The sequence below is a fragment of the Paraflavitalea devenefica genome (assembly GCF_011759375.1).
GTDB classification, from domain to species: domain Bacteria; phylum Bacteroidota; class Bacteroidia; order Chitinophagales; family Chitinophagaceae; genus Paraflavitalea; species Paraflavitalea devenefica.
The window spans coordinates 519481-545822 of sequence record NZ_JAARML010000002.1; the positions used below are offsets into that span (position 1 = coordinate 519481).

Annotated in this window: 12 protein-coding genes; 5 read left to right on the forward strand and 7 right to left on the reverse strand. The window is 47.5% G+C overall.

Going from position 1 to position 26342, the window contains the following annotated elements; all coding sequences use genetic code 11:
* Positions 1-74 precede the first annotated feature (74 nt).
* Positions 75-899 (forward strand): alpha/beta hydrolase, encoded by an 825-nt coding sequence (locus HB364_RS11765; protein ID WP_167288173.1) that lies wholly within the window; start codon positions 75-77, stop codon positions 897-899.
* Positions 900-975: 76 nt separating this feature from the next.
* Here HB364_RS11765 and HB364_RS11770 read toward each other — a convergent pair whose 3' ends face one another.
* Positions 976-2208 carry a M12 family metallopeptidase gene (locus HB364_RS11770; RefSeq protein ID WP_167288174.1) on the reverse strand — a complete coding sequence of 411 codons (1233 nt, stop codon included), beginning with the start codon at positions 2206-2208 and terminating at the stop codon, positions 976-978.
* A gap of 598 nt (positions 2209-2806) precedes the next feature.
* Between HB364_RS11770 and HB364_RS11775 the strand changes: the two genes are divergently transcribed.
* On the forward strand, positions 2807-3316 hold the full coding sequence (locus HB364_RS11775; RefSeq protein ID WP_167288175.1) for a hypothetical protein: 510 nt from the start codon (positions 2807-2809) through the stop codon (positions 3314-3316).
* An 83-nt stretch (positions 3317-3399) separates the two neighbouring features.
* Here the strand turns inward: HB364_RS11775 and HB364_RS11780 are convergent, their stop codons facing one another.
* Complete coding sequence (locus tag HB364_RS11780; RefSeq protein WP_167288176.1) at positions 3400-6141, reverse strand: TonB-dependent receptor; 2742 nt, start codon at positions 6139-6141, stop codon at positions 3400-3402.
* 459 nt (positions 6142-6600) lie between these two features.
* Complete coding sequence (locus HB364_RS11785) at positions 6601-9900, reverse strand: TonB-dependent receptor (RefSeq protein ID WP_167288177.1); 3300 nt, start codon at positions 9898-9900, stop codon at positions 6601-6603.
* A gap of 668 nt (positions 9901-10568) precedes the next feature.
* Between HB364_RS11785 and HB364_RS11790 the strand changes: the two genes are divergently transcribed.
* Positions 10569-11771, forward strand: a complete 1203-nt coding sequence (locus tag HB364_RS11790) for a bifunctional 3,4-dihydroxy-2-butanone-4-phosphate synthase/GTP cyclohydrolase II (RefSeq protein ID WP_167288178.1) — start codon at positions 10569-10571, stop codon at positions 11769-11771.
* Between the two features lie 3 nt (positions 11772-11774).
* Here the strand turns inward: HB364_RS11790 and HB364_RS11795 are convergent, their stop codons facing one another.
* The 4 genes from HB364_RS11795 to ggt all read right to left on the reverse strand — a co-directional run bounded on the left by HB364_RS11795 (position 11775) and on the right by ggt (position 20390).
* Positions 11775-16628, reverse strand: coding sequence for a translocation/assembly module TamB domain-containing protein (locus HB364_RS11795; protein WP_167288179.1), 4854 nt, complete (start codon positions 16626-16628; stop codon positions 11775-11777).
* 467 nt (positions 16629-17095) lie between these two features.
* The gene (locus HB364_RS11800; protein ID WP_167288180.1) at positions 17096-17845 is read right to left on the reverse strand and encodes a DUF3800 domain-containing protein; all 750 of its coding nucleotides are present in this window, start codon (positions 17843-17845) and stop codon (positions 17096-17098) included.
* 159 nt (positions 17846-18004) lie between these two features.
* Complete coding sequence (locus HB364_RS11805; RefSeq protein ID WP_167288181.1) at positions 18005-18559, reverse strand: DUF1572 family protein; 555 nt, start codon at positions 18557-18559, stop codon at positions 18005-18007.
* A gap of 115 nt (positions 18560-18674) precedes the next feature.
* Positions 18675-20390 (reverse strand): gamma-glutamyltransferase, encoded by a 1716-nt coding sequence (gene ggt, locus HB364_RS11810; RefSeq protein ID WP_167288182.1) that lies wholly within the window; start codon positions 20388-20390, stop codon positions 18675-18677.
* A gap of 120 nt (positions 20391-20510) precedes the next feature.
* On the opposite strand from ggt, the gene HB364_RS11815 reads away from it, so the two are divergent.
* Together HB364_RS11815 and HB364_RS11820 are read left to right on the forward strand one after the other, a co-directional pair.
* Positions 20511-23585, forward strand: a complete 3075-nt coding sequence (locus tag HB364_RS11815) for a TonB-dependent receptor (protein ID WP_167288183.1) — start codon at positions 20511-20513, stop codon at positions 23583-23585.
* Between the two features lie 169 nt (positions 23586-23754).
* Positions 23755-26274, forward strand: a complete 2520-nt coding sequence (locus tag HB364_RS11820) for a M14 family metallopeptidase (protein WP_167288184.1) — start codon at positions 23755-23757, stop codon at positions 26272-26274.
* Positions 26275-26342 lie beyond the last annotated feature (68 nt).

The window sequence follows — 26342 nt, forward strand, 5'->3', positions numbered from 1 at the left end:
ATGATATTGACGGAGAGTGGTAACCAAATTTATCTGAATGGACGGGAATCTCCAAATTCATTACTTTTGCCGCCATGCACACTGAGATTAGTACCGGCATCATGGTTGAGACCGTAGCATTGCCATCTGAATTCCTGGACCGAACCGTAACGATCAATTTTTACCTGCCTGCCCCTGGTACCCGGCCTGAAGAAACCAGTCTGCTGCTGGTGAATGACGGGCAGGACCTTGAAGCGATGGGGTTTGATAAGATGATCAGTTACCTGTCGGAGACCAGGCTTGTTAATCCCCTCTTTGTAGCGGGTATTCATGGCGGCGATGACCGCCTTAATGAATACGGAATGCTGGCAGGCCCCGATTTTAAAGGGCGTGGCGCCAAAGGTGCGGCTTACCAGCGGTTCATTGTAGAAGAATTACTGCCCTATATATACAGTCATTATAAGATATCTTCTTTTAAAGAGCGGGCTTTTGCCGGCTTCTCGCTTGGCGGCCTGAGCGCCATGGATATGGTGTGGAATCATCCCGGGGTGTTTTCCAAAGTGGGTGTGTTTTCCGGTTCGCTGTGGTGGCGTTCAAAAGATCAAGATGCCAAGGATTATAATGGCGAGAAACATCGCATGATGCACCGCCAGGTAAGGGAAGGGGAATACCATCCCGGGCAAAAGTTCTTTTTTCAATGCGGCACGCAGGATGAAACAGAAGACCGTAATAAGAATGGTGTGATTGACTCCATTGATGATACGATCGACCTGATGCGGGAATTGTTGCAAAAGGGGTACAGGGATGGAAAAGATATGTACTATCTGCAACTGGAAAAAGGTAAGCATGATGTGGTTACCTGGGCCAAAGCTTTACCGGCCTTCCTGAAGTGGGGATGGCGGGGGAAGGGGGAAGAATAGGTTCCTGCTAATAAGTTATTATGATATTGAAATAAAAGCCGGCTTTTAATACAGCCGGCTTTTATTTTGTTACTATTTATCGTTGATTGGGTCCCTGATAAAAGAATTGGGTTTCATCTCCACTGAGGGTATTATAAGAGGCGTCATAGTTCTCATGGTGACTATTCTGGCCTATATAGTAACTGTGGCTGCCTGCCGGGAGGTTCATCCTATAGGTATAATCGCCGTTTGTTATCCAGCGAAGAGAGACCTGGGAATAAATGTAGGAGAGGCTCCTGATCTGGAAATCGTGACTAATGTTCAGGTTTACCGGTTGTGTACATTGTTGATCTGCAAAGAATTCGAGGTACACATCGTTTACATTTTCCCAGTAGGTGCCGTTATCATAGTTAGATATCAGCTCATATCTTAATCTTACATAAGGCGGCCCGTAAATGGCTTCCACTGTTTCCTCATCACCGGCTGATATCCAGAAGTTCCATCCCCAGGTGGTGCCATTCAATCGTGTCATGGTTGGTATAGAGGTATTAAATACAAAATCGGGGTCTGTGATAAGAGATGGATATAGCATAATGGAGTTAAAGTCAAAGGCCCCGAATTGGGTACCAGGTATGCCCTGTTCCGCATAGGTTTGAAAGTTATGTAGCTTGCCCGACTTTATATTTGACAAATTGATGTTGATAAAGTTTCCACGATCTGTTCGTGACTGTTCATGGAACAGGCCCAGTGAGTGTGCTATTTCGTGTTCTGCGCTGGTGAGGTCTACAGTAGGATTTTCTATAAGATTGATGATCTGTTTACCACCGATCATTCCTACGGGAGAGTTGTTGATGGTACTTTCCGTGAATTCTATATAGTTGGCCTGGCTGCCCCGGGGTACAAAGTCCAGCCCACCTACCAGTATTTCCCATTCATTCATGGCAGTCTGGATGGTATTACGACTGGCAGTGGAAAGATTGGCATTGAAGGTGAAGGGCACCACGCCACGCGGCCAGTGTTTGGTAAATTCCAATCTAAATGTTCTGGCGCTGCCATCATTGATGATTTTGAGTTGCTCTACCTGGGAGGGCGTCAACGCAATATCCCCTTCCAGCAGGTACATGGTATCAGACTTGTAGAGAGACAGTTTTTTCCCGTTGGCAAATTGAAAGTTCACATATTCACCACCAGGAGGCAGGCTGAAGTAGTTAATGTTGTGTGGAGCCTGTGTTTCTTTTTTTTCCGTATCCTGCGGTTCAATATTTTGTTTCTGACAGGCGTACAGCAGCATGACCAGGCAGGCCATGCATAACAAGGATAAGATTTTCATAAGAGAAAGTTTTAGGTTTAATGATATTAAATTTAACCAATTCTCTTTTTTAGGCTGTATTATTTTTTTGTTTTCGTCAAGCGAGGGCTTATTGGTGGTATATTAGTATATTTATACACGTTATTTTTACTCTCCTGTAATCACTTTTTCATGAACGGTTTAAAGACAATATCTCCTCTTTTTAAGGTTCCGGGTTTTTCCAGTCTGCGTCCCGGAAGGAGCCCTTTGGGGCCGAAGGAGTCCTTGTGGACCGGCCGGGTTCATTTTGCCACTTTTATCTACGCTTAAAGTACGCTCCAGGTACGCTTATAATACGCTCATGGTACGCTTATGATGCCCTCCACATCTTGGCTTACTTTCGGCTTAGTATGGACTTAATATAGGTCTGATAGGAGCAGTATATGGGCTGCCTATAGCCGGTAAGGCGGAAAGACCGGAAAGGGATATGAGATTGGGGATTTCATTTGTAATCAATAGTAATCATTTGTTATCCTTTGTATTCATTTGTTTCATGCTCATTTGGAAATGGGTACCAGGCCGCTGTATGTTTGCCGTGAAAGTGGTGATGGTTCTTTTTCTAACATTTAAAAACAATTTTATGGCAAAGCAAAAAGGTACACATCGATTTACCGGTAAGATGGGCGCCACCATCGGGTATAAGCTGAAGGATGAGTTCATTGAGCGTGAGAATGGTTCCAAAGAAGGCAAGGCGTTTAAGAAAGATCCGCTCCGCTGGCGTACGATGTATTATGCTGGTTTGTTTGTCCAGGCCTCCCAGACGGTAAAGTTTATTTATCGTGCATTACCGGAAGACCAACAGCAACATGGCGTATATGGCAAGCTTTCGGGTATGGCATTTACGATGATCAAAGCAGGTAAAACAGTAGAAGAAGTGAAGGAGGTATTGACAAAGCAATATGTGGAGGATAAGAGGCCGCTGGTGGAGGAGAAGCAAGAAGAGGAAGCCGCCAAAACTACTGGAACCGCTGCTTCAGGAGCGGGGGCCGGCACAGCGCCTGCACCATTACCTGTATTGGAAAATCAGGTACAAAGCTACGTGATCGCGAGGACCGCTATGCCGGTGTTTTATACGACGGTGAGTGGGTAATTGTGTACAGTGTGTAGGCCGGGAAAGCATAAAAAAAGCCCCGGAATTTCCGGGGCTTCTTTATTATGCGAAATCATCAATCTTTAGAAATTCACTTTAGCACCCAGTGTCCAGGTTCTTCCGAAGCCGGGATATACAGTATTTTTCTTTCCGGAGCCATTATTACCAATGATGAAATCTTTGGCATCATAACCGGTTGTACCGGGATTAGGATTGTATTTATTGTCAGTTGTAGATTCTGCAATGTATTCTTCGTCCAGGATGTTATCTACATTCAGGCGGAAGGTTACTTTAGTTCCGTTGAATTTAATTGTATAAGACAACATACCATCCAACAAGCCGTACGAAGGAAGTTTCCAAGCCTGTACGCCTTCCTGAGCTGCATTTGACCTGTTTTCCGGTGTAAAGTTGGCATACAGGTTATCAGCAAAATAGTAAGATGCCCTGATCTTTAAACCTTTAATGATCTCATAGCCGGCGCTCAGGTTAAGCGTTGTTTGAGCGGCATCACCTACCTTCAATCCTTTGGTATAAATATAAACGGTATCAATCGGAACACTGTTATCGTTCGTTACAACTGTTGATACATTGTTTTTCCATTTCCAGTCGCCCAGCGATAACATACCCTGGATCTCCAGTTTGTTGATGGGACGTATGGTTGTTTCAAACTCAATGCCCTGGTGCAAGGCAATGAGACCAGCAATGTTGGAACGGAATTGCTGACCTGAGGAGGGGTCAGTGAATGTTTGGTTAAAGTTTTTATCCTTCCATTCTGTTCTGTACACGTTAACATTAGCACTAACCAGTTTAGACCTGAAACCATAACCAGCTTCAACACTGAAGATCTTTTCGTTGGTTATGTTTTTGTTTACATCTACGTTGTTGTTATTAGGCCATACCGTATTGAAGAAAGGAGCCCTTTCAAAATAGCCCACGTTGGCAAATACGTTATGCTTATCTGTGAGACGGTAGTTGGCGCCACCCTTAACAACGAAACCGGTGAAGTCTTTTTTGGCTGACTCCCAGATGGGGTTGGTCTTCTTGTTGTACAGGAAGTGGTCAATCCGCTGGTAGTTGGTATTGGACAATGAACCTGCTGCAAATAAGCTCCATTTGTTTTTATTGTATTCTGCCGATACGTAACCGCCCACTTGTTTTACAATACCATCGTTGTTGTAATCAATAGTTCCATCCTGGTCATCGGCCGCAACGTATTTGCCAGGATTGTTCAGGTCTTTGGTTTCATAATAGGCTGCAACACCCAATCCATCTTCAACCCTGCGGTAGTGCAAGCCTTTGTAGTATCTTAAGTCAAGACCACCATTTACAGAAATAGCAGAATTAATGTCATGGGTAAGATTCAGGATGCTACCATACCAGTTGTGTTCGTTCATGGATGCACGGCGGATGATACCATTACCGTTTAAGTCTGCCACATATTTACCCTGGTAAGGGCCCGCCAATGTCCATTGGGGATTGCTGGGCAGTGAGCCGATAGCAGGAGACGGAGTAACACCGGAATTCCATTTTTCGATGTCATCAAAACGTACCAAGCCATTGGCATCGTCAGGTGTCGTGAAACCGCTATATGTGGTTGGAGTGCCTCCTGAGTTGGGAATAGAACCAATTGGGCCGGTACCACCTCCTCTGCCGAGAGAAGCATACAATACAGCGCTGAAATCGGTCCTGTTGTTTATTTTCCAATAATAGTTCAGGTTGGCTACCGGCTTGTGGTAGAAGTTTTTGCTCCAGCTAAATTCTTTACCCTTGTAATAGCCCCAGGAGTCATTGTATTTGGCGCCACGTACAACAGTAGTGGCATCATTGGGGTTACCAAACAAGGTAGCGTAAGAGATAGCAGCGCTTCTCTGGTGGTGCCATTGGGGGGCGCCGGTAGCGGTCAAGGTGATGGTATGTTTATCGTTGATCTCCCAACCTAAAGTAAGGAAGTAGTTCCAGCCTTTGAATTTGGTGCCGTCTACATAGCCATTGCCTTGTGTATAAGAACCCAATAAGGATAAGGCCAATCCGTTCTTACCTTTACCGGTATTGTAGCCAACGGTATATTTCATATAGCCGTCGTTGCCGATGGTGGCAGAAGCCTGGCCGCCTTTTTCCATTTCGGTAGCTTTGGTAACGATGTTGATGTTACCGCCTACAGCAGCGATTGACAGCTTGGAAGCACCCAAACCGCGTTGTACCTGTACGCTGCTGGCAATGTCGGCCAGACCGGCCCAGTTGCTCCAGTACACTGCACCACTTTCCATATCATTCACCGGAACACCGTTGATCATTACCGCCGTGTTGGTTTGGGCAAACCCTCTTACGTTGATCCTGGAATCACCGAAGCCACCACCTGATTTGGTGATGTAAGTGCCAGGCATGGTCCTTAAAATTTCAGGGAACTCTTTATTGCCAATCCTTTCTTCGATGGCTCCTGCACGAATGGTGGAAACAGCGATCGGCGTTTTCCGGTCAATAGCGATGTTGCCGGTTACGATCACTTCTTTCATCGCTACCTGGCTGTTGGCAACGCTGATATCTCCGAGGCTGGCGCCGGGTTCTACTTCTACGGTTTTGCTTAAGTAGCCAACAGAGCTGATCTCGAGCGTAGCTTTTTCTGTGATCACAAAAGTGAAGCGGCCATCAACAGCCGAAAGGAGTTGTAATTTCTTACTACCTGCAGTAACCGTAAGTGAAGCTCCTGGAATGGTTTCTTTAGTGTCGGCATCTACCAGCCGGCCGGTTACAGGGGTATTGGTTTGGGCCCATAGGGCGAGGGGTCCTATAAGGACCAAAAAGAACAGAGTGAGTGATCTTCTCATATATGCATGTTTAATTTCTGGCGGCAAAGAAACAATGATCCCTGCTGCCGTACCAGCAGCTTTGTATTATCAAATAATTAAATTGACCGAAAACAATACAAATACAGATCAATGTATCCAGGCTAAGAAGCCTTTGTATTCCATGGTAGCAAGAAACCGTAGCAGCATTCTCAGGGTAAGGTGTAGCAGTTGTGCGGCAAAAATAACCGAAAAAATTGCAATGCGTGTTAACAGGGATAGTAGTTTTACACAGTCTGTTCAGAACTGCATACTACCCAAACACCATGAGCATTCTCTCATTTTATGTACTGGCAAACCTGCACTGCAGGCGCGATTGAACAGGCAATTGATACACATCAAATGCTGCATGTACACCAAAAAATAATCCTGATCAATAAAAAATGGCGGGCCTCCTTTACAGGTGACCCACCATTGTATCAATAAGTGTGTATTGTACAATCAATTATTAAAGATGTACCGCAGTCCCAACTGTATACCCCAGGTACTGGTGGTAGAGTAGTTGGGCTGGAAACCGGCTTTTGGATTTTCCGGGTTAAAAGTGAATTTAGGTGCATTCCTGTTGAAGACCTCTCCGCCTGTATTATTAGAGGCGGAAGGCACACCAAGAATACCCATATCCTGGAAAGTGCCAAAGGTATACTGGTAACGGTACCCCCATTCAGAGTTGATCAGGTTGAGTGCATTGATAATATCCACGCTGAATTGCAGGGTATGTTTTTTAGTACCTGTACGTAAGCTGAAGTCCTGCAATACCCTGATATCAAGGCTATGTGACCAGGGAAGCAGTGCGCCGTATTTTTCCATGTACTGGCCTTTGTGTTTACGCAGGTAATTATCATTTTCAATAAATGCAAAGAATGCATCACGTTGTTGGTTGGCAGACCAGGTTTTGGTAACACCTCCTGAAGTGACTTTAAATCCTTCTACGAAAGTGATCTCAGAAGGATCTTTCGGTATATACAGGACGTCATTGGCCTGTCCGTCGCCATTGATATCAGATCCATAGCGGTAAGTGTACCTTTCCTGTGGCTGTGCGCTGTAGAACATACCGATGGTAGTCGCCATTTTACCACCCCAGTAGTTGAAGCGCTTAGACAGGTTAGCCACTATGCGGTGCGGCACAGCATAGTTGGAAGGACCCTGATCGGGCTTGTTGGGATTGAAGATGATGTTATTGGTATTGAAACCGCTGGCGCTTTGGTCACCACTGCCAATGGCCACTTCTTCTGCCAGTGTCCAGGTATAGGCCAGGCCAGCTTCCCAGTTCTGGGAGAAGGTTTTCTGTACCTGGGCAGTCAGCGCAAAGCTGTAGCCTTTGTCGGTATTGTCCAATACGATCATCTGGCCAATGTTATCATTTAACCTCACATTGTAGTAAGGCCTTTTGTCTGCCGCACCGCCCAGCGTGCCATTTTGAGCGCCGAGATTGGCATTGCGGAAATAGGCGTTATTTATTTGTTTGGTGTAAATGGCTTCGAGCGTGAAGACATAGTTGCCTGCAAAGCGCCTGTCAATAGCCAGGTTACTCCTCCATACCTGTGGCATTTTGAAGTCTTTATCTACTGCAGTGTAAGAAGGGCGGCCTGTCGGAATAGTAGTTCCCACCGGAGGTATTTCATTCTGCGGAGGAATGTAGGTTGTTCTGTCTGGATTGTAACGGATGTTGGTAAGTTGTGCAGCACTGGCATTGAACTGGGCCCGGATTACTCCATTGTCACCTACCTGGTTTACGAGCCAGATGAAGGGAATGCGGCCGGTGAACAGACCAGTACCACCACGCACAATGATTGATTTATCGCCTTCGGGATCGTAGGTGAAGCCTACGCGGGGAGAAAACAGGGGCCTTTGTTTGGGCCATTTGCTTACATCAAATTTTTCATCGTTTCCATTCTCATCTTTGAAGGTAACTGCTTCAAGGGCTGGATTCCGGGGGGGATCATAAGGATAGAAGGGCAGATCCACCCGCAGGCCATAGGTGAGTTTGAATTTATCGGAAGGTGACCATACATCCTGCGCATAGATGCCTAATTGGGCAAATTTTGCTTCAGGCACTTTGATGCCGAGGCGATTATTAGGATCATACGCTACTGAAAAATAAGTAGGTGCACTGTTGCTCAGGAAGTCGGCCAGGGACGCATAGCGATAGTAGCTGGGACCTGCACCACCGGTGAAGGAGTTGGCAAATTGCATATACTCGTAGCTAACACCGCCGGTAACAGTATGTTGTCCAAGATTGATGGTCACATTATCGGCTATGTTCAACGCTTTGTCACTAATATTATTCAGGTAAGAGAAAAGATCGGTACCAAAGGAAATGTATACATTGTCAACATCCCGCATAATGTCAACAAAAGCAACCGTGCTGTTGGGAACGCGCTTCAATTGGTTATCGGTATAAGAACCAATCAACTGGTTGGTTATTTTGGAGCTGAAGTTAGAGTTGAGTTCCAATACACCTGATTTTACTACCACGTTGTTCTTAAAGTTGGAACCGGTATAGGCCATGCCACCGGTTCTGCCACCCCTGCGGCTGTTGCCCGCAATACGGGGGATGGGCGAAGCTGTGCTGGAAGCATTGATCTGGTCGTCATCATCGGTTTCAGACTGTGTATAACGCAGGGTCAAACGATGTTTGCCGGTAATATTCCAGTCTACACGACCCAGAAACTTCTTATTCTCTGTTTCAAAATTGTAACCCTGGTATCCGCCTGGGTCATATTTGTAATTGGTAATGAGGTATTGCCTTAAATTGTCCAGGTCACTTTTCAATACAGCGGTAACATTAGGACCTGAAGAGGACGGATTATCTTTGGCTATGAATGTTTGGCCGGGTTGCGTTCTCTTTTCCTGCTCATAGTTCACAAAGAAGAATAGCTTGTCTTTGATGATGGGACCACCGATGCTGGCGCCAAATATTTTGGTTGATCTGTCGGCATTGTCTACTTTGTCCCCTTTTACCTTCTCACCGGTAAAATCCTGACTCTTGTAGAAGCCATAAGCTGTTCCATACCAGTTGTTGGTACCCCTGCGGGTTACGGCATTGATACCGCCGCCTACGAAGCCTGACTGACGAACGTCATAGGGGGCAATGTTTACCTGGATCTGGTCTACGGCATCAATAGAGATAGCAGAAGTAGCACCACCGGGGATCATACCGTCACCGCTACGGCCGAAGTTGTTGTTGAATAAAGACCCGTCAATGGTAATGTTGTTATAGCGGTTGTTCATACCGGCAAAGCTGTTGCCATTGCTTTGCGGGGTGAGGCGGGTAAGGTTGGTAAGACTGCGGGAAACGTTGGGCAGGTTCTGCACCAGCCTGTTGCTGATGTTGGTGGAAGCACCGGTCTTTACGGTGGTGTTTCTGCGGCCTGCACTGATAGTTACTGCCTGTAATTCCACTCCTGCACCTGCAAGGGTCGCCTGCAGGTCAAACTTTTCACCTAACGGAATATTTATATCACCTCTTGTAAAATCAGTATACCCTACATAAGAAACTTTTACATTGTAAGGGCCACCGGGGGGAATGTTGTTGACATCGAAACGGCCACCAGCCCTCGATACCACGGTAAATACAGAACCGGTAGGCTCGTGCCTGAGGGTAATGGTAGCCCCTGCCAGTTCTTCGCCTTTTTCATTTTTGACGACACCGGTCATATTACTCGTAGTAACCTGCGCCACTACGTTTATACTACATCCGATAGCCAGTAAGAAAAACAAGGCAATCATTGATCTTCTCATATATGCATATTTGATTTCTGAAAGCAGGAAACAAAGACCTGTTCTTCCATACAAAATCAGTTACAGCCATTTTGATTACCAGGCTTGGTGACACTTAATTACAGATCAATGCTTCAAAAAAACGTGCAGGTCCTTTTTGATCAATACCTGCCGGTGGAGAGTTTCAAGGGGGTCCAGGTTAAAATTTAGCCGATGTAACAAATGTAACAGAAAATAGAAGGAAATGTTAAAACCGAATGCACAGGTTATACACAAGCGTAAGGCATCGGGGCAACCAGGCGTCGAGGCATCAGGAAAACCGTAACACGACACTACCCAAAAACCCTGATCACTGCTGTTCCATCTGCTTTGCAAAAACTATAATAGAGGCAAAGGCAGACCTGAAAGTGCTGCATGTTCATGCAGGGATAATCTCCGGGAGCCGGTTTTGCCAGACCCGCTGCGGCAACCTTTTTCCTCCGGATGGCGTTATACTACATAGGTTGCCCGTGGCAGATCGCCGGGTTTCCCGGCTGCCCGGGTAATGCCTGCTAAGGTGATGAACTGGTTTATTGCAGTATACCGATCTCATATAATTGTTAGAAATCAGTCACTTAGGAGAGTTTGTTCCAGAACCTGAACCTTGAAATTTGTGCCTTTAATTAGTAACTTTGCGTCAAATTAGCTCCATGCTCGATACAATAGAAAGTGCGATTGAGGATATTAAAAACGGGAAAATGATCATTGTCGTAGACGATGAAGACCGTGAAAATGAAGGGGATTTTATCACTGCCGCCCGGAATGTAACCCCGGAAGTGATCAATTTTATGAGCAAACATGGCCGCGGCCTTATCTGTACGCCGCTGCCGGAAAGCCGTTGTGAGGAGCTGCAACTGGGATTGATGGTGAATAATAATACGGCCCTGCACGAGACAGCTTTTACTGTTTCCATTGATTTACTGGGGCATGGTTGTACTACCGGTATTTCGGCCCACGATCGTGCCAAAACGATCCAGGCATTGATCAACCCGGCTACCAAACCGGAAGACCTGGGCCGTCCCGGCCATATTTTCCCGCTACGCGCCAAGCAAGGCGGCGTATTGCGCCGTGCCGGACACACGGAGGCAACCGTTGACTTGGCCCAACTGGCCGGATTTGAGCCTGCGGGCGTACTGGTAGAGATCATGAATGAAGATGGTTCTATGGCCCGCCTGCCCGAACTGATAGAGATTGCGAAGAAGTTTGACCTGAAGCTTATTTCTATAAAGGACCTGATCGAGTACCGGCTGAAGCGTGATAGCCTGATAGAAGAGGTGGTGCGGGTGGATATGCCCACCCAGTGGGGGCATTTCAAGCTCATCGCTTTCCGGGAAAAGATGACAGACATTGAGCACCTGGCCCTGGTAAAAGGTGAATGGAAGCACGATGAGCCTGTGCTGGTAAGAGTACACTCTTCCTGCTTTACCGGCGATATCCTGGGCTCCATGCGTTGTGATTGCGGCGACCAGTTGCATACCGCGATGGAGATGGTAGAAAAAGAAGGTAAAGGAGTGATTGTGTATATGAACCAGGAGGGCAGGGGCATTGGACTGGTCAATAAGCTGAAAGCCTATAAGCTGCAGGAAAATGGTTATGATACAGTAGAAGCCAATCTTCACCTCGGCTTCCCGATGGATAAGCGGGATTATGGTATCGGCGCCCAGATCCTCCGCGCTTTGGATATTACCAAGCTGCGCCTGATGAGTAACAATCCTAAAAAACGCGCCGGCCTGCTGGGCTATGGACTGGAAGTGGTAGAAGCAGTTCCTATTGAGATATGCCCCAACCCGCACAATGAAAAGTACCTTACTACGAAGAGAGATAAATTAGGACATGAGATATTGAAGGGATAATTTTTAATTCTTTCCTATCGTATCCTGTTTGCTGCTGCTGTCTGTTGCAGAAGTGGAAGTATTGCTGGCTTCTTTCTCCCGTTGCCTTTGTTCGGCTTTCTCTTTTCTTTTCCGTTCGCTGCGGAAAATGTCACCCAGGCGGTCAAAGTCGTGCCGGTAGCTGATACTGGCGCCTGAGCGGTTCTGACGGGCGCCCACTCCACTCATATAGTTATAGGAATCGCGGTAGAAGAAGGTGAGCACTACTTTACCATCGGCCCTTACTTTCCATTCGGCTGTGATATCCGGCAGGAATTGCAGGTTCTGCGTAGCCTGTACCTGTTGGGAGCTGAGGCCAAAGTCGAGAGCACTGCCAAAGGTGAAGGTCAGCCGTTCATCGAGGAAGCTTTTACCAATATTGAAGTTCAGGTTCGTACGGTCTATATTGAGCCTGTTCTTGTTTACATTGTCAATGAAGTTGGACCCGCTGTACATCTGTGCATTGAAGTTGACCTTAAGGCTCTTGTCGTTGAATATTTTCTGGAAGATGTTGGAGAACTGTTTGCTAAGGGTGTTGGAGAGCACACCGGAAATGCTGTTGATGACCACTCCTTCAAAGGCGAGGTTGGCCAGGGCGCCCTGGTTGCTGGAGGTAGACAAGGGACCAAAGCTGTTGAATACAATGAGGAAGGCTACCTGTTTGTTCAACTCATTCTCGTCGCTTTGGATACGTTGCAGGATAGCGAGTGCATCTGCATCATTTTTCAGTGGACTACCCGGTGGCATTTCTATCTGGAAACTGATGTCGGGCTGCATCAGTTTGTTTTTAAGGCTGGCCACTACGATTACCTCTCCCCGGTATTTACGCACGTTGTTGTTGATGCCGCCACCGTTATCGGTGCCCGACTGCAGGGAAAATGCATCCAGCCCCAGGTCGCTGAAGCGTACATTTTCTGCCACGTATTCAGCATCTATCTTTATGGTGGCCCCAAAGGGATCGCCCTGCCATTGTATATAGTTGCCTGCATTGGGGCGCAGGGTAAAAGGTTTGCGCAGGAGCGACTGGAAGGTGAAATTGTAATTACCCCTATCAATATCGTACCGGCCGATGATGGAGAATTCTCCATCGGTACGGGCCCTCATTTTAAGATTGCCATGGCCAACGGCCTGGATGATATCGCCGGTGGCCTCATCCATGATTACGTACATGTTGATGTAGTTATTGGCGGTCACATCGAGTGTTACGCTCAGGTTGCTTTCTTTAAAGGCATCTACTTGCTGCATTTCACGGCCATATACCTTCCATACGATGTAGTCTGTTTCCCCGCTTTGTTTGGAACTGCCGGAACGGATGTAGAGTTTGGAGCTATCGGCCGGTTCGCCCCTGATGTCCATCTTCATATCCTCCAGCCTGTCTTTGAGTGTCATGTTCACCTTGGCGAACACCGTACCAAAGAAGGGATCTTTTCCTGTACCGTCGGTAGCCAGCACCAGCAGTTTATTGGTGTTCATGGCAAAGTCAAAGTCGAGGTCATTAAATCCCCGGTGCTTTAAAATGCCACGGCTAACTGTACCTGTATTGCCAAACTCATCTTTGATAGCAAAGGAGCCAAAGTTGATACGGTCTTCCAGGAAATCAAAAGTAGCTGCCGGTATCTTGTACAGCACATTGGTATAGTTTACCCGTAGCTGTCCGTCGCGCAACTGCACCTTGCCGAGGTATTTTAAATTGTCGGTAGGGCCGGTGATCCTTAGCTGTCCGGTAGCCAGGCCGGTAATGTTTTTGAATACGCCCGACAGGTATTTTTCGAGGATGTCTATCTTAGTGTCCTGGAAATTGCCGGTAATATCCAGCGGGGTTTTGCTGTTGGTACTGTCCAGCAGGTTGTATACCCCTTTCATATCAAAAACGTAATCCTTATTGTTGGATACGGCGGCAAAGTTCACCGCGCCGCTGCGTTGGTTGTAGTTGGCATTGAGTTGTATCCTGCCCAGTGAGTCGTTATCCAGCCTGAACTGATCGGCCTCCCCATTCATTTCTACCTGTATCTTTCCGAATGGGTTCATTACATCTACGGTGGCATTGAGTAATCCTTCCAGCCGGGTTGTTTTGGTAACGTAGGGCGCGAAGTCGCCAATATTGATCTTCTTCAGTTCTACCTTGATATCGTTGGTATTGCCAATGTCTGATGGCTGGGTGGTGACCAGCACTTCCTGGTCGCCGCTGTATATCTTCACCCCGTCGGCTGTTACCAGCTCTTCGCTCAATACCAGTTCCCCGTTCTTATCAATCACCCAGTTCTTACCATTCACGTCGAAGGTGGATTCATTGAAAACGATGCGCACGCCTTTGGGCATGGTTTGCACACGGGCGGCGATATTGGCGGAGTTCAATGTTTGGCTGGCGCTGGTTTTTATGGTGATGTCTGAAACATCATTAGACGAACGGATGTTGATGGTAGAACCCGGGAAATGCAGGCTGTCATTGATGTAAACATCTGCAATAGAGTTTTCCAGGGTGAGGCTGTCCAGGTTACCAGTGCCCTTGAGCATCACATTGTAGAAGGCAATGTTCTTGTAGTTGAACTGCGGCACTTCCACATTCAGGTCGAGCATGTTTTCTTTGGTATTGATACGGCCTGTAACGGTGCTGTAGTTGAAACCTTTGAGGTTTTTATCAAAGAAATCGAGGTATTCATCCACTTTTTTGGTGGTGACCACAAAGCTGAAATTCTCATCCGACTGCAGGGTACGTCCCTCTTTGATATAGCTGGGATAGTATTTATGCAGGAAGGTGCGGAAGGCGGTGGGCAGATCGCGGATGGAGAACTGGCCTGCCAGGGCCGCATCAAATTCATTGCTGAGTACCGTGATGACTTTATTGGCGCCCATGATCTTAGACTCTACATACAAGGAGTCGAAAGATATGCGGTTCCCTTTTTTGAAAACAGATGCTTCATATACACGGGCTGTACCGAGGAAGTTATCAATATTGTCGCCACTGAAATTAAAACGGAATTTACCGGTTACCTCTACACTGTCCTGCAGGAGTTTAATATTTTTAAGGTCGGCCTTCGCAATATTGGCGTCGAAATTAAACTCTGGTATTTCCTTACTGAAGTCAACCAGACCATTCAATTGGAATTGCAGGTTGGGATCGTCAGAAGTGAGTTCTCCATTGAACAAGCGCTTGGCCACTGTTCCTTTGACCGTAATGTTCTGATAGTTGTAGCCTCTTACCTCCAGCGACCTGATAACGCCATCCAATTTGGCATTAAGGCTGTTGGCCTTCATACCAATCCCATACACGCCTCCATTGAAACTGATCTTTCCTATCTGTGCCACGTCAACAAAGGGGCCCAGGTGGAAACTGTCGGTGCGCAGCTTACCGGAATAGGAGGGGGCTCCTTTTTCGGGAAATTTCATGTTGAGGTCACTGACAATGGCGCCCAGGTTGGTGCGTATGGTACCATAGGTCACAAAGTCGGTAATGAAACCAGTGAAGTTGCCTTTGAATTGGAGGTATTCCAGTTTGTCCAGTCTCGGTTGCTGTACATTCTTTAACTGGGGTATGATGGTAATGGCATCCGGATAGGTAGTCCTGAAATCATTGGCTACAAAGTCAATGAAAGTGTTGTTGATATCGGGCAAACCTTTAATGCTGATATTACCATTGAGGTAGGTGTTCTTACCTGCTTCAATGATGAGTTTGCGGGCTGTAAGGTTCTCTACCGGTCCTTTTATCTTTCCGCTGATGCGTATCTTCTTTTTCCAGTTTCGCATGGCCGGTGCAAAGAAGGCAATGTCGTCACTGTCCAGGTCTGCGTCATTAAAGTCTGCTTCCATCCGGACCTTCGAAACAAAGTCGCCCATATCATCAAAAGTAGCGTAGTGCATGGCGAAGTAGTTGTGCAGGCGGCTACGGTTCGTTTGCAGGTCAAGCTTATGGAATTCCATGGCTTCGGGATGCATGCGTACCTGGGCATCCAGTTTTTTCACGATCAGGCCACTGCGCTCGCGGGTAGCGAGGTGCATATTGAGCGTAATGGAATCCTGTTTGAAAGCTACCTGTTTGAAGGTGGCATTGATATCGCTGAAGTTGATGTGGCTGGCATCAAAATGGGTGGCGAGTGCATCGTCTGTTTGCCGGTCGCTTTTAAAGGTCCCCTTATTGAGAATAACTTCATTAATGGCGATATCCCACTTGCCGGGGTTCCAGCGCAGGTGATTGGTGTCATTGACAAAAGTTTCTTCCACGTATTTGGGGCGCAGTGAATCGGGGCGGTTGCCTTTATAGTTGTAGATGGCAAATACCGGCTGATTAATATGCAGGGTGTTGATCCGGATCAGCCTTTGCTGCATGTCGAGCTTGTCGGCATCAATGTCCAGTTTGCCAAACTGAAATTGCATGTCTTCGCCGCGCCAGCCATCGCGTTGCAGGACGGACACATTATCAAACTCTACCTTTTTCAGGTCGAGGTTGATGCTTCCTTTTTTGGTGGTGGTGTCTTTGGGGCCGCTGAAGTAATCGGCCAGAAAGCGGTAGTTCCAAATGCGGTCCTGCCGTTGCAGGTGAATGACGGCATCCTGCAGGCCAATGTATTTGAGCTCAATTCTGTCTTTAAAGAAAAACCAGTCGGTAATGTTGACTTTCAGGGCCCCGGCATAGAGCAGGGTATCCTGCTGGAGGTCTTTTACGAGGGTACCTTCCAGCACCATCTTGTTGAATAAGGCAAAATCAACATGTTTGATCTGAACGGTAGTCTTGAGGTCCCTGGAGAGCCGTTTGGTGGCCTGGCGTACCAGCCAGTTCTGGACGGGAGTAGTTTGGACGGCCAGCCAGGCCAGTAAGATCAGTGCGATCAGTACCAGCAGCACGGTCCGGGATATTTTCCAAAATTTTCTCAGGAACTGCGTATTCGGGTGTAAAATTAGGTATTCCCTATTGCTGAGCAAATTCAGTACCAATGAATTGAAATCATTTGATAAAGATCAGCTTTAGGGGCGCTTTAACAGGATAAGGACAAATAACGATTACTCGTTATTCTTACCTTAACGATTTTTCTGTCGGGAAAGGTTGGGTTCCGCAGCAGGTTTTAGTATTATTTAAGGGTGTTGGCCGGGCTTTTTGGGCGGCGGGTTCAGGCCATCCTGTAGGTTATCAGCCCATTAATGGCCTGCTAACTGCCTGGGGATGGTATCAAACTTGCACTGCGCCTCTCTGTAGCAGGGTAGTTTTGTAGGGATTCAGTGCAAGGTTGGTAGCTTTTTAGCCTGATTTTGTGCTATGCGGTATAGGGTTGATTACCATTGGAGGCGGGCAGGCTGTATCTTCTTCACCAGTATTAACCAGCTAATCTTCTACTAAAGCATGCCTGGCACATGCACTGATGGTTTTGTTTTTGTTTATGAGCAAGTCCGTGAAAAACACCATCAGTCTGGAAAAATTTGTGAGCGATAATATCAAAGTATTGTGCATCACCGGTATTGTATCTTCTGAAAACTGCATATGCTACGTGATCTGCGAGTTGGATTATTCTGGAAGCCTTGGAATTAACAAAAAACGGAGTATCCGCTAAGTGTCTTATACTTCCCCATTGTGTACCTATTGTTCTAAAATTCTTAGCTAATCCTTGTAAAGTGGTTTCATGAGAACTCTCATCCAAAATTAATAATCCCTTTTGCCGTTCTCCTTCTGCATTCAACTTTGATAAATAAATATCAAATCGTTGACACAAATCTTCAAAAGCTAAATTCAGCGAATGATTTCCTGTAAATGAACCTTTATGGATTGCACAGGCAAAAGCATATGTACTATTGGAAGAATTTGCCAGAACTTTCAGTACAGCTTTTATTACACCCTGGGCTTCCTCTTTACTTAATTTGTCCCAAGGGCTATTTCTGCGAGAGAAGATTTCAGAAGCATGAAATTCTATGTTGGAATAATTCCTGGGGTCTATACTTTGTGCTATTTTATCTAATTCATTAGATAGGTAATAGCCTTGCGTTTCATAAATTGAGATGCCTCCTAAAACAACATATTCTTCCTTAGGATTATTGACTGAACCAGAATCATCTAAATACAGAAGATGCATAAATAAAAAATGCAGCCGAGTGACTTTCATCAACGAACCGCCGTGGCAGCCCTCTCAACCGCAGGGTAAAAATAATATATTTTATTATATGATCAACAAGGCAAGGTACTATGTTCGCATTTTATTAACTTAATTGACTGATAGTCAGTTAATTGTTTTTTAAGGTTTGATATTTGCCGGGTCCTTGATCCCTTCTCCCGCATTGTACTCCGCTGATTTTCCGGGTTCTATGGAGAGGTTTTTCCAGGCATCGCCTTTGAGGAGGCGGCCGAGGTATACAATTTGCCCTACATGATAGGGATAATGGGCCAACTGGCGGTTGATAGCATCTATAACGATGAGCGGCTCCCGGCGGATGGTAATGGTCTTCAGCAGGTCCTCTTCGGTAAGAGATTCGAGGGCGCCGAGGAAACAGGACCAGCCCTCTTGCCACAAGTCCATGAGCTGTGCCCGGGAAAGTGGGGTCACGCCAAATTCTTCATCCCGTTTACGCCATTCTTTTTCTCCGTCTTCTGTGAGGAAATTGGTCCAGCGGCTGAGCATGTTCCCGTGCAGGTGCCGGATGATGATGGCAATGCTGTTGGAAACTGTATTGGGCTGGTATAGGAAGTCTTTTTCGGCCAATTGTTCGAAGGTGCGTTCGCCCAGGGATTTATAATAACGCAGGCGTTTGAGGGTGGCTGATAAGTATTCTTTTCCCAACGAGTTACTCATCCTAATGAAGTTTGTACAAAGGTAAAGAAAGCTGCGGGCTTCGAGCCTGGTGCTTCGGTTTGCTTTCTTGTATTCGCTCCCTGCTCGCAGCTCATAGCTCATAGCTCGTGGCTAATCAATACCCCGCCGCATGATCATCTCCCCGTTTATCGCCTACGGCTTCAAAAGAGCCATCGGGTAAGATGCGGATGACTTCTGTGCGGCCGATGGCGCTGCGTTCTTTGATCTTATAGCCCATCTGCTGCAACTGTTCGCGAACGGATAGGGGAAAGTCTTTTTCCACCAGGAGAGAATCGGGTAGCCATTGGTGATGGAATTTGGGTTTGTTGACGGCATCATCGGCATTCATATCAAATTCCAGTATGTTCACGAGTGTTTGGAATACCGAAGTAGTAATGGTAGTACCGCCGGGGGTACCTACTACGAGGTAAGGCTTACCGCTTTTCAATACGATGGTGGGCGTCATAGAGCTCAGCATACGTTTGCCGGGCACAATCGCATTGGCATCACCCCCTACTGCCCCGTACATGTTGGGTACGCCGGGCTTTACACTGAAGTCGTCCATTTCATTGTTCAGCAGGAACCCGGCGCCGCCTACCACTGTTTTACTGCCATAACCACCATTGAGGGTGGTGGTCACCGCTACTGCATTGCCACTGTTATCGTATACGCTCAGGTGGGTAGTCTCTTCACTTTCCGGGATGATGCCTGCCTGTACGGCTGTACTGCTGCCTGCTTTGGAAGGATCATAGTCTTTCATCCTTTCTTTTGCATAGGCATCACTGGTGAGTGTTTTGACAGGTACTTTAAAGAAATCCACATCGCCCAGGAATTTCGCCCTGTCGGCATAGGCCCTGCGTTCCACTTCTGTCATTAACTGTACAGATTGTGCTGTTTGAAAGCCATAACTTTTGAGGGGCTTGTTGGCAATCATGTTCATCATCTGGGGCAATAAAATGCCGCCGCTGCTGGGCAGGGGCATGGTGACGATGGTGTATCCTTTATAGTCAAAGATGGAAGGCTGTCTTTCTTTGGCAGTATAACTTTTCAGGTCATCATAGCTGATGATGCCATTACCACGCTGCATTTCCTCCACGATGAGCCGGGCTGTTTCGCCTTCATAGAAGCCGGCCTGTCCTTTATCGCGTATGCGCTTTAACGTATTGGCCAGGTCTTTTTGCACCAGGGTATCACCGGCCTTCCAGGGAGTGGCTTTTACGAAGGCAGGTGTTACGGTATTGTATTTGATGAATGCCGCCTGGGCGCGGTTGAGGTCTGCTGCTTCATCGGCTGTAATGGCATATCCTTTTTCGGCCAGGTCAATGGCGGGCTGTACCAGTTTTTTAAAAGGCAACTTACCATGCGGGGCTGCAGCGAATAAACCGGCTACCGTACCCGGCACACCTGCCGCGAGGTGACCATAGAGGCTAAGGGAGGTAATGGCATTGCCGTTTTTATCGAGGTACATATCCCGGTGCGCTTTACCCGGCGCTTTTTCCCGGTAGTCTAAGGTGATGTTTTTGCCATCGGCCAGGTGGGCTACGAAGAAGCCGCCACCACCGATATTGCCGGCGGCGGGATATACTACTGCCAGCGCCAGTTGCGTAGCAATAGCGGCATCCACAGCATTACCGCCCTGTTTCAGGATGGCCAGGCCCACTTCACTGGCCAGCGGATGGGCAGATACAACAGCGCCATGAGTACCCGTTATCTTCTTCTGTATGGTGTATTGATAAGGGTTTACTTTAGTGGGACCTATTACTGTCCGGCTGCCCGAACAGGCATACAACAATACTGCTATCAGTAATATATAGGTGTTGCTTTTCTGCATATAAATCCTTTTGGTTGGGGACTAAAAATACCAAAGCTAATTCAATAAAATATTTTATCTTACAGTATATCAATGCCAGGCCACAGGGCCGCAATTAACCAACAAACTGGACACAAGATTATGAGAAAATTTAACTACCCGCTTCGCAGGGTGAGTGTTCTTATGCTACTATTACTCACCTTTCTATGTTCCTTCGCTCAAACTACCGGTACTATTAAAGGAAATGTAAAAGACGCCAGTGGCAATCCGCTCAGCGGCGCATCTGTTGCCCTGGAAGGGCAGACAGGCGGTACGCTGACTGATGCTGCCGGCAATTATTCCCTGAAGGTAGCCGCCGGCACTTATACTATTGTTATCAGTTATGTGGGCCAGGAAGCACAACGTTTCCAGGTGACTGTGGCAGCAGGCAGTACCGTAGAGCAAAATGCGGCGATGAAAACGATTGTTGACCTCAGCAGTGTAGTGATAATAGGTTCCCGCTCGCGCCAGCCACGCAGTAAGCTGGCTACCCCGGTACCGGTGGATGTGATCAGCACACGGGAAATAAAACAGTTTGCACAGACCGACCTTTCCCAGTTATTGACTTATGTGGCCCCTTCTTTCCAGAGCGCCCGTCAAACGATCTCAGATGGTACCGACCATATTGATCCGGCAGGCTTGCGCGGCCTGGGCCCCGATCAAACATTGGTATTGGTGAATGGAAAACGCAGGCATACAACTGCCCTGGTGAATATTAATGGCACCGTAGGGCGTGGTTCTGTAGGCACCGACCTGAATGCTATTCCCGCTGCCGCTATTGAACGTATTGAAGTGTTGCGTGATGGCGCTGCCGCACAATATGGCTCCGATGCAATTGCCGGGGTGATTAACGTGGTACTAAAGAAAAATTATACCGGGTTTACTATCTCCGGATTGGCCGGCCAAAATATTACCACGATGCCTTATGCAGGTGGCATTGATATTACTGACGGACTTACGCGGCAGATAGATTTCAGCGGCGGTTATGGCTGGAAGAGCGGTGCGTATGTTAACCTTAGCGGACAATGGTTGAAACGTGATGGCAGCAACCGCAGCGGACTGGACAATATTCCCCTTATCTATTATGGCAATGCAGGATCGTTGCCCCCTGGTGCTGCTGTTCCACCAGGTGTTAGTCCTACTGATTATTACCGCTGGCTGATTGATGAAGACAAGTCATTTGCAGCGCAGCGCAAGTATGACCGTCATAATATTGTAGCGGGTAATTCATCTGCCAATAACCTGGGCGCTTTCCTGAATGCCGGCATTCCTATTACTGATAAAGTGGAGGCTTATTTTACGGCCGGCCTGAGCCGCCGCACCGGCGCTGCCAGCGGCTTTAGCCGTAACCCCAATTCCTGGAGCCAGCAGCCGGTACTGGAAAACGGCCAGCGTTATTATTATGATGGCTTCCTGCCGCAAATACATACTACGATCAGAGACGCTTCTTTGATAGCCGGCGTACGGTTCCCGATCCAGGAGTGGGATGTGGACATCAGTAATACCGTAGGCCAGAATACGATCCGCTATGATATTAAGAACACCGGCAATGCTTCCCTGCCAGCCAGCGATGACGTGCAAACCGAGTTTTATGCCGGTAAGCTGGGCTTTTTGCAGAATACGGTGAATGTTGATCTGACGCGGAAGTTCTCCCTGGGCATTAACTCACTCAATTTTGCCTTTGGCGCTGAATACCGCCGTGAAAAGTATACGATCCGCGAGGGCGAATTAAATTCCTGGATGGACACTTCTGTGAATGGCAGAAGGTTTCAGCCAGAGCCTGTACCTTCTTATCCCGGTTCCTCACTGATCTATACACCAGCCGGCGGCCCTGCCGTGCCGGGCGCGCAGGTATTCCCCGGTTTCCGTCCTTCTGATGCTACCAATGCACACCGCGATATTTATGCAGCGTATGTTGATGTTGAATTGCAGCGCAATAGTTTTTTACTGGGAGCAGCTGGCCGCTTTGAACACTATAAAGAGTTTGAGGCCGATTACAGTAATTTCAGCGGCAAGCTCACCGGCCGTTATGAGATCAACAAGAACCTTGCCCTGCGCGGTTCTGTAAGCACTGGTTTCCGGGCGCCTTCCCTGCATCAGCGCTATTTCCAGAATACCTCCACCCAGTTTGTTGGCGGATTGCCTTCCCAGGCTTTAACAGCCAATAACTACAACCCCGTAGTGCGGGATGCTTTTGGTATTAAAGAACTGAAACCTGAAACTTCTTTGAGCTTCTCTGCCGGCGTGGTAGGCTCCGTAGGTAATCACCTCACGTTTACAGTAGACGCTTATTTTATTAAGATCGATGACCGCATTGTGCTTTCTACCCAGTTCAGCCGCAGCAACGCGCTTGTAGACTCTATTATGAGGGATAAGGATGTACCGTCTTCCGTGAATGCCCTGCAGTTCTGGACCAATGCCATCAATACAGAAACAAAGGGTATTGATGTGGTGGTAACGGAAAGGTTTAAGCTGGGCAAGGGCAATGCCAGTTTATCCGTAGCGGCCAATTTCAATGAGAACAATGTAGTAGGCGGTTTGAATACCAACTCTGTGCTTGATGATCCCAAGGTGAACCCAAGCTGGAGCAACCCCAATGCCAACCCGGCCAATGACCTCAGTACCGGACTGTTCGACCGTCAGCAACGTTCCCGTATTGAAGTGGCGCAGCCCAGGAGCAAGGTCAATATTACTTTCAGCTATGACCTGCCCAAATGGAACTTCCTGGTGCGTACGGTGCGTTTTGGAAAGGTGGAGTATGTGCACAATGTAGACCCTGCCTCCATGCACCCGGTGAATAAGACGTATTTCAATGATGTGGGCCTGGGGACAGACCAGACCTTTGATGCCAAATGGACCACCGACCTGGTGGTGACGTATAAAGTGACCCGCGGCCTCACCCTCACCGCGGGCGCCAATAATGTGTTTGATGTTTATCCCGACAGGATCTTTATTGATCCCCGCAATGATCCGGCGGCGTATTATGCTACACCGGTTACCTCCGGGGCCAATAAAACCGCTGGCGGATACAATGCATCCCGGGACGCTTCCAACAGGGGACGTTTCCTGTTCACCGCCAACCAGTTTGGATTTAATGGCCGCTTCCTGTTTGCCCGGATCAACATAGATGTATTTGAACTGGGTAAAACGATTAAAAATGCTATCCCTAAAAAATAGTTAAGTACGCTTCTATTATTATCAGTCACATGAGAAATCCGAAAGGCATCCTGGCAACGGGGTGCCTTTTAGTTCCCAACCACCCTGTATTTCTTCTGTATTCTGAATTCTGGATTCTGTATTCTAAGTTGAATTTCTTCCTTATTTTCATGGCTTATATAGAGATATCATGAAGAAGTCCCTGGCCTTATGGCTCCTGTTATTTGTTGCAATGATTGGCTATTCGCAGGTAAAATCGCCCGAACAGTTCCTGGGGTATAAGATCGGCGCCCGCTATACGCCCCATTTTAATGTGGTCAATTATTTCAGGGAGGTGGCTGCTACCGCTTCGAATATGGTGAAGCTGGAAGCGTATGGCCGTACCAATGAAGGCCGCCCTTTATTGCTGGCTTATGTCGCCTTGCCGGAGAACCTTTCCCGCCTGGAACAGATCAGGCTGAATAACCTGCGCCTGGCAGGCTTCACAAAAGATAAAATGGCCCCTGATGAGAAGGGCCCTGCCATTGTATGGCTGAGCTATAATGTGCATGGCAATGAAACCTCTTCTTCTGAAGCAGCCATGCTTACTTTGTATGAACTGGTAAACCCTGCCAATGCCAAAACCAAAGAATGGTTAAAAAATACCGTGGTGATCATTGATCCCTGTATCAATCCCGATGGCCGCGACCGCTATGTCAACTGGTTCAACAGCATGGTGGGCGTAACACCCAATCCACAGCCTTTTACCCGTGAGCACAGTGAGCCCTGGCCCGGCGGCCGTTCCAATCACTATTATTTTGACCTTAACCGCGACTGGGCCTGGCAAACACAGGTAGAGTCGCAACAACGGCTGGCAATTTATAACCAATGGCTGCCGCAGATCCATGTGGATTATCATGAGCAGGGCTATAATGAGCCTTATTATTTTGCCCCTGCCGCCGAGCCTTTTCATGAAGTGATCACTCCCTGGCAGCGTGAGTTCCAGGTAATGATCGGTAAGAATAATGCCAGGTATTTTGATGAGAATGGCTGGCTGTTCTTTACCAAAGAACGATTTGACCTTTTTTATCCCAGCTATGGCGATACCTATCCCATTTACCGGGGCGCTATTGGTATGACGTATGAGCAGGGCGGCCATAGCCGTGGCGGCGCTGCGGTGATCAATGAAGATGATGATACGCTCACGCTGTGGGACCGCTTGTACCATCACTTCACCACGGGCATGGCTACTATTGAAGTATCATCGCAAAACGCCGGTAGGCTGGTGCAGGAGTTTAAGAAGTATTATGATAAAGCCCGTACCACCCCTCCCGGGGAGTTCAAAGCATATGTGGTAAAAGCCGATGCCGGCGATAAGCTGACCCGCTTAAAACGTCTGCTCGACAGGAATGGTATTGAATGGTCGTACGTTAATGCGGCCGGCTTTTCAGGGCTGAATTATTTTACCGGTAAGACCGAGGGTTTTAAAACGGTGTATGGCGATATCGTGATCAATGCCAATCAGCCGAATGCCAACCTGGTGGATGTATTGTTTGAAAGAACTTCCAGGCTGTCAGACTCTGCCACGTATGATATTACTGCCTGGTCATTGCCTTTTGTATATGGCCTTACTACCTATGGTCTTAATGCGTATGTAAGTACTACTGTTGAAGATATTGCGGTACGTCCTTCTTCGCATGAAGCCGCCAAACTGGCTTATGCTGTGCGCTGGAATGGCATCAACAGCGCCCGCTTCCTGAGTGAGTTGCTGAAGAAGAAAGTAAAAGTGCGTTTTGCCGAAGAGCCTTTTACAGCCAATGGCCGTCAATTTGAGCGTGGTACTTTACTCATTGCCCGTACCAGCAATGTTGCCCTGGGCAATGCATTACATGCCATTGTAGCTGCCGCTGCTGATTCAACCGGTGTTGGCCTTTTCGCTGTCAGTTCGGGTTTTGTAGACAAAGGTTTTGACCTCGGCTCGGGTAAAGTGCACATGCTGCATGCGCCCAAGGTAACCCTGGTGGCCGGTGACGGTGTGTCGTCCCTGGGTATGGGAGAGATCTGGCATTTCTTTGATAAGGAGCTTGGCTATCCTGTGAATATTGTATGGTCGGACGAGGTGAATGGAAATGTGCTGAAGCAAACGGATGTATTGATACTGCCCGATGGCAATTACCGCTTCCTGGGCGAAAAAGCCATGAATGATAACCTGAAAGAATGGGTAAGCAATGGCGGTAAGCTGATAGCCCTTGAAAATGCCGTGGCCCAGTTGTCGCGCGGCGAGTGGGGCATCAAGCAAAAGGAAGATAAGAAGGACGAGAAGAAGGATGATAAGAAAGATGACTATAGCATGCTCAAGCGGTATGAGAACCGGGAGCGTGATTTTATACCGGGCTTTAATCCCGGCTCTATTTTTAAGGTAGAGCTGGATAATTCGCATCCGCTGGCTTTCGGATATGACAGCTTCTATTACACCCTCAAGCAGGATGACAATATCTACGAGTTTTTCAAAGATGGCAGTTGGAATGTGGGCGTTATTAAAAAAGATAACCAGGTGGCAGGTTTTGTTGGGGCGCGACTAAAAGAAAAGCTGAAAGATGGCGTCTTATTCGGGGTGCAGGATTATGGACGGGGTACCGTGGTATACCTGGCCGATAATCCATTGTTCCGGAGTTTCTGGGAAAATGGTAAGCTCTTGTTCTGCAATGCTGTTTTCCTGGTAGGGCAGTGATATTCTGTATGCATAATCGTTAAAATTGTACCAACGGGGCAGGATACTGCCCCGCTTTTGCTTACTTT

Bases quoted from the DNA above. Each gene is read 5' to 3' on its own strand.
- HB364_RS11800 (WP_167288180.1), bottom strand. From the start codon at position 17,845: ATGCATCTTCTGTATTTAGATGATTCTGGTTCAGTCAATAATCCTAAG.
- HB364_RS11805 (WP_167288181.1), bottom strand. From the start codon at position 18,559: ATGAGTAACTCGTTGGGAAAAGAATACTTATCAGCCACCCTCAAACGC.
- HB364_RS11775 (WP_167288175.1), top strand. From the start codon at position 2,807: ATGGCAAAGCAAAAAGGTACACATCGATTTACCGGTAAGATGGGCGCC.
- HB364_RS11820 (WP_167288184.1), top strand. From the start codon at position 23,755: ATGAAGAAGTCCCTGGCCTTATGGCTCCTGTTATTTGTTGCAATGATT.
- HB364_RS11770 (WP_167288174.1), bottom strand. From the start codon at position 2,208: ATGAAAATCTTATCCTTGTTATGCATGGCCTGCCTGGTCATGCTGCTG.
- HB364_RS11780 (WP_167288176.1), bottom strand. From the start codon at position 6,141: ATGAGAAGATCACTCACTCTGTTCTTTTTGGTCCTTATAGGACCCCTC.
- HB364_RS11785 (WP_167288177.1), bottom strand. From the start codon at position 9,900: ATGAGAAGATCAATGATTGCCTTGTTTTTCTTACTGGCTATCGGATGT.
- ggt (WP_167288182.1), bottom strand. From the start codon at position 20,390: ATGCAGAAAAGCAACACCTATATATTACTGATAGCAGTATTGTTGTAT.
- HB364_RS11790 (WP_167288178.1), top strand. From the start codon at position 10,569: ATGCTCGATACAATAGAAAGTGCGATTGAGGATATTAAAAACGGGAAA.
- HB364_RS11765 (WP_167288173.1), top strand. From the start codon at position 75: ATGCACACTGAGATTAGTACCGGCATCATGGTTGAGACCGTAGCATTG.
- HB364_RS11815 (WP_167288183.1), top strand. From the start codon at position 20,511: ATGAGAAAATTTAACTACCCGCTTCGCAGGGTGAGTGTTCTTATGCTA.